This is a genomic window from Pseudomonas sp. PS01303 (genome assembly GCF_029959385.1).
In the GTDB taxonomy this organism is placed as follows: domain Bacteria; phylum Pseudomonadota; class Gammaproteobacteria; order Pseudomonadales; family Pseudomonadaceae; genus Aquipseudomonas; species Aquipseudomonas rustica.
Genome location: NZ_JASCPK010000242.1, coordinates 1 through 4,946, shown reverse-complemented (window position 1 = coordinate 4,946; position 4,946 = coordinate 1). Strand labels below are relative to the sequence as shown.

Below are 4,946 nucleotides of genomic sequence, written 5' to 3'. Positions count from 1 at the left end.
CTGCCGAAGGCTGCGATCTTTTGATGTTGTTTTTTTAAGATCAAGATCAAAAGATCGCAGCCTTCGGCAGCTCCTACAGGGGGCCGTCGATTTTGGCCAATGCCACCCGCAACCGCAGCGCACTCTCGCGCTGACAATTGAGCTGCACCCGCTCCAGCCCCAACCAATCCGTCATCCGCTGCAAATTCATCGCCAGCGCCAACATCCCCTCTTCATCCAGCCCCGGCTCTTCCTCGTGCACCGCATGCACCGCCAACCGCCCCGCCGCTCGCTCAGCGCGTAAATCAACCCGCGCGGCAATCCGTTCATTGTGCAAAAACGGCAACACGTAATAGCCATAAACCCGCTTGTCCTGCGGCGTGTAAATCTCCAGCCGATAGCGGAAATCAAACAACCGCTCCGTCCTGCTGCGCTCCCAGATCAACGAATCGAATGGCGACAACAGCGCACTCGCCGTCACCTTACGTGGGACTTTCGGCTCCGGCAGGCAGTAAGCGATCTGCCGCCAACCGGCCACTTCGCACATCTGCAACTGCCCCGCCTCGATCAGTTCCGCCAGTCGTGGTCGCGCATCCGCTGGATTCGAGCGGAAGTAATCACGCAGGTCTTTCTCAGTGCCGACACCCATCGCCTGCACCGCATGCAACAGCAATCCCCGTTGCGCCTCGGCTTCATCCGGCAATGCCTGTTGCAAGATCGAAGAAGGAATCACCCGCTCCGGCAAATCATACAAACGCTCAAAACCACGCCGTCCCGCCACAGTCACTTCGCCAGCCGCAAACAACCACTCCAGCGCATGCTTTTCCGCGCTCCAGTCCCACCATGGCCCGGCCTTGTCTTCGCGGGTCGACAGACTGCCGGCGCCCACCGCGCCCTGCTCTTGCACCGAACTCAACACGCGACGAACAACGTCCTGCTGCTCGCGACCAAACTTCGCCAGTTGCTGATAAATATCTTCGCCACGCTTGGCCCGCAGCATGCGCCAGCCCATCAACGGATACATCGACAGCGGCAGTAACGATGCTTCATGGCCCCAATATTCAAACAACGTGCGACGTCGCCCCGAACTCCAGGCAGCCTGGTCGAGCAAGTCAGAAGAATAGAGACCGAGACGGGAAAACAGCGGCAGGTAGTGCGAGCGCACCACGGCGTTGACGGAGTCGATTTGCAGCAGGCCCAGCCGTTCGATCAGCCGGTTGACGTGAGTGGCTTTGACGGTCGGCGGCTGGCGCCCGTTGAACCCTTGGGCAGCCAGCGCCAGTCGTCGTGCCTGTTTGAAGGAAAAGGACAGTGTCGCGGGCATGAGCATCTCCTTGTCTGCTCGCAACCTACCTCACCTGAAAGTGGTTTGTGTAGCGGCGCCCTCATCATTTATGCATCGGGTCGTCCCAGAATGGCCGCACGGTTTCGTGCTCGACGTCGGCACGACTGACCCCGATGTCCTTCAACGCTTCGTCGCTCAGACTGGCGAGCAACTCACGTTCACGGTGCAAATCGTACCAGCGGCTAAACTTGTGCAGCAGATCGGAAACGATGTGACCGCTGAATTTTTCTTCGCCTGCAAACTCTCTTTGACCTTTCATCGTGTTGCCCTCCGTTGTGGATGGCTCAAGTCTCTGCCTGGCGCTAAGATCAATCCAACGAATGTTTCTGATGGCATGCATCACGGAGATTCATCAATTGTCCGCCTACCCCAGTATCGATACCGATGTGTTGCGCACCTTCGTCGCGATTGCCGATCAGGGCGGGTTCACCCGCGCCGGCGAAATGGTCAACCGCACGCAATCGGCGGTGAGCATGCAGATGAAGCGTCTGGAAGAAGATGTGTTGCAGCGCCAATTGTTCGAGCGTGATGGACGTCAGGTGCGGCTCACGGCTGAGGGCCAGGTGCTGCTGGGTTATGCGCGGCGCATCCTCAAATTGCACAGTGAAGTGTTCAACACGCTGCGCGAGCCGCACATGGTCGGCACCGTGCGCATCGGTACGCCGGATGATTATGTGATGCGTTTTCTGCCGGGGATTCTGTCGCGATTCGCCCAGTTCTATCCGCTGATCCAGATCGAAGTGCATTGCGAGTCGACCAAACAACTGTTGCAGCGCACCGACCTGGACTTGTCGATCGTCACCCGCGAGCCGGGCAACGAGATCGGCCAACTGCTGCGCAAGGAGCGTTTTGTCTGGGCCGAGGCGCAGAACTTCAGCGCCCACGAACAAACGCCGCTACCACTGGCGATGTTCAACAGTGATTGTTTCTGCCGCTTGTGGGCGTGCAATGCGCTGGACGCGATGGGCCGCGATTACCGCATCGCCTACAACAGCACCAGTTTGTCGGCGCTGATGGCGGTGGTGAGCGCGGGTCTGGCGATCACCGCGCAACTGGAAAGCCTGATCACCCCGGACATGCGCATTCTTGGTGCCGACCAAGACCTGCCGTTGCTGCCGGAGGCGAGCATCATGCTGGTGCGCAACCTGAACAATCCGTCGCCGATCACCGAGTGCCTGGCCGAGCACATCGTCGAAGGCTTCAAACTTTAAACGCGAGCATCACCGCACACAGCACCAGAAAGCCGCAGAACAGCCCACGCAGGAGTTTTTCCGGCATCGCGTGGGCGACTTTTACACCCCAACTGATGCTGGCCAGACCACCGATGGCCAGCGGCAGGCCGATCATCCAGTCCACTTCTTGATGCACCGCGTACGTCACCAACGTCACGCCGGTACTCGGCAAGGCCAGCGCCAGCGATAAGCCCTGAGCAACCACTTGAGTGGTGCCGAACAGACTGGTCAAAACCGGCGTCGCCACCACCGCCCCGCCAACCCCGAACAAACCGCCCATGGTGCCGGACGCCGCGCCGAGCACGCCGAGCCACGGCCATGAGTAGCGCATCTCCGACGTCGCGGCAGGTTGGCGACCGAACATCTTCAACAGGTTGTAGACCGACAGCACCACCAAAAACGCGACGAAGCCGACACGCATGGTTTGCGCGTCGATACCGACAGCCCAGATAGATCCGATCCAGGCAAAGCAGAAACCCATCACCGCCAGCGGCAGCGCGTGTCGCAACTCAATGCGATTGCGCTGGTGATAACGCCACAGCGCCAGCATCACGTTCGGCACCACCATCACCAGCGCCGTGCCTTGGGCGATCTGTTGATCAAGGCCAAACCAAACACCGAGCAGCGGAATCGCGATCAGACCACCACCGATGCCGAAGATGCCACCGAGGGTGCCGAGTGCGGCACCGAATAACAGGTACAACAAAAACTCCATCACAGCCGAATTCCTCTTACGTCAGGCGAATCATCCTACGCAGTCGCGGCTGGCGGGGAAACGCACAGCAACGCACAATGGCTATGCCGATTTCGCACAAGCATCGAGTTCGCCATGAATCCCAATCAACTCACCGACCAGCTCGGATTGTTTCTGGATGTGCTGGAGAGCGGCAGTTTTTCTGCCGTTTCGCGTCGTCATCCGTTGACGCCATCAGCCATTGCGCGACGGATCGACAGCCTGGAAAGCGCCGTGGGCAGCCAGTTGTTTATCCGCAGCACTCACGCGGTGCTCGCCACGCCGGCCGGGCTGGCGTTCGCCGAACGCGCACGTCGAATCGTAGCCGAGCTACAACTGGCTCGCGCCGAAGCCGTGTCTTTGAGCAGCGCGCCAGAAGGTTTGATTCGGATTGATGCGCCGGCGGCGTTCGGGCGCAGGCATCTGGCGCCGGTGATTGCCGACTTTCTGGTGCTATATCCGGGGCTCGATGTGCATTTGCACCTGATCGACAGTTTTGTCGACATGGGCGGCTCCAATCTCGGCAAGGTCGATCTGGTGCTGCGCGCCGGGCAACTGGCGGATACGCGCTTGGTCGCAACGCCGCTGGCGAGCATGGTGCGCATCGCTTGTGCGAGTCCCGACTATCTCAAGCGCCGGGGCGTGCCGAGCACTCCAGCGCAATTGAGCGAACATGACGGCCTCGACTGGGAAGGCCTCGCCCCGCCGTTCGCCTGGCGTTTCGAGCAGGACGGGCAGATGCAATTGCATCGCCCGGCGCGGATCCGCATGAGCGCCAACAATGCCGAAGCCTTGGTGTGCGGAGCGCTGGCCGGGTTGGGCATTGCGCATCTGCCCACGTGGCTGGCCAGTGAATACTTGCTGCGCGGCGAATTATTGCCACTGTTTTGCGCCGACGGTCTGCCGAAACCGGAAACCACCGGCATCTACGCGCTGCGCATGGAGCAACAAACCCACTCACGCAGCCGCTTGCTGCTGGAATACCTGAAAACGCGCTTCAGCCCGATACCGCCGTGGGATCTGGCGCTGCAACGGGATCTCGGCCGGCACTAGCGCTGGAAAATTATCTGGCGCATTAAACACTCGAGCGCTAGATTCATGATCATCAACGATCAAGGCGTAGACATGACTTCCGAACGCGACACCTGCGACGACCTGCTGCTCGACAATCAGGCCTGCTTCGCCCTGCATTCCACCTCGCTGATGATGACCAAGGTGTACAAACCTTTGTTGCAAGCGCTTGGGCTAACCTATCCGCAGTACTTGGCGATGATGGTGTTGTGGGAAAAGGACGGTTTGACGGTCGGGGAAATCAGCACAAAGTTGCTCACCGATCCGGGGTCGCTGACGCCACTGCTTAAACGGCTGGAGGTTGAAGGGTTGTTGAGCCGCACGCGTAGCCGAGAGGATGAGCGCGTGGTGATTGTCGAATTGACCGCCAAGGGGCGTGAGCTCAAAGAGAGCGCCCAAACCGTTCCGCAATGCATTCTCGGCGCCAGCGGTTTCTCCATCGAACGCCTGCAAAACCTGCAAGCAGAGCTACAAGCACTGCGCAGTCACCTGCAAAACAGCCTCACCTGACTCCACCCTCTCCCCCTGTAGGAGCTGCGGCACGCTGCGATCTTTTGGTTTTTTTAAGATCAAAAGATCGCAGCGT

Annotated in this window: 6 protein-coding genes; 3 read left to right on the top strand and 3 right to left on the bottom strand. The window is 59.7% G+C overall.

Annotated elements, in window-relative coordinates:
• Nucleotides 1–73 precede the first annotated feature (73 nt).
• Both QMX93_RS29705 and QMX93_RS29700 read right to left on the bottom strand, forming a co-directional pair.
• Nucleotides 74–1,303, bottom strand: a complete 1,230-nt coding sequence (locus tag QMX93_RS29705; RefSeq protein WP_282359125.1) for a winged helix-turn-helix domain-containing protein — start codon at nt 1,301–1,303, stop codon at nt 74–76.
• Between the two features lie 64 nt (nt 1,304–1,367).
• Nucleotides 1,368–1,583 carry a DUF1127 domain-containing protein gene (locus QMX93_RS29700; protein WP_053122393.1) on the bottom strand — a complete coding sequence of 72 codons (216 nt, stop codon included), beginning with the start codon at nt 1,581–1,583 and terminating at the stop codon, nt 1,368–1,370.
• Between the two features lie 97 nt (nt 1,584–1,680).
• Here QMX93_RS29700 and QMX93_RS29695 point away from each other — a divergent pair, with 97 nt between their 5' ends.
• Complete coding sequence (locus QMX93_RS29695) at nt 1,681–2,535, top strand: LysR substrate-binding domain-containing protein (protein ID WP_172680137.1); 855 nt, start codon at nt 1,681–1,683, stop codon at nt 2,533–2,535.
• On the opposite strand, the gene QMX93_RS29690 is transcribed toward QMX93_RS29695, so the two are convergent.
• Nucleotides 2,525–3,274, bottom strand: coding sequence for a sulfite exporter TauE/SafE family protein (locus tag QMX93_RS29690; RefSeq protein WP_282359124.1), 750 nt, complete (start codon nt 3,272–3,274; stop codon nt 2,525–2,527). The genes QMX93_RS29695 and QMX93_RS29690 overlap by 11 nt on opposite strands.
• A 111-nt stretch (nt 3,275–3,385) precedes the next feature.
• Here QMX93_RS29690 and QMX93_RS29685 point away from each other — a divergent pair, with 111 nt between their 5' ends.
• Both QMX93_RS29685 and QMX93_RS29680 read left to right on the top strand, forming a co-directional pair.
• Complete coding sequence (locus tag QMX93_RS29685) at nt 3,386–4,342, top strand: LysR family transcriptional regulator (protein WP_282359122.1); 957 nt, start codon at nt 3,386–3,388, stop codon at nt 4,340–4,342.
• A gap of 72 nt (nt 4,343–4,414) precedes the next feature.
• Complete coding sequence (locus QMX93_RS29680) at nt 4,415–4,870, top strand: MarR family transcriptional regulator (protein ID WP_172680138.1); 456 nt, start codon at nt 4,415–4,417, stop codon at nt 4,868–4,870.
• Nucleotides 4,871–4,946: the final 76 nt, after the last annotated feature.

Coding starts and splice junctions, on each gene's coding strand:
- QMX93_RS29705 (WP_282359125.1), bottom strand. CDS start 1,303: ATGCCCGCGACACTGTCCTTTTCCTTCAAACAGGCACGACGACTGGCG.
- QMX93_RS29700 (WP_053122393.1), bottom strand. CDS start 1,583: ATGAAAGGTCAAAGAGAGTTTGCAGGCGAAGAAAAATTCAGCGGTCAC.
- QMX93_RS29685 (WP_282359122.1), top strand. CDS start 3,386: ATGAATCCCAATCAACTCACCGACCAGCTCGGATTGTTTCTGGATGTG.
- QMX93_RS29680 (WP_172680138.1), top strand. CDS start 4,415: ATGACTTCCGAACGCGACACCTGCGACGACCTGCTGCTCGACAATCAG.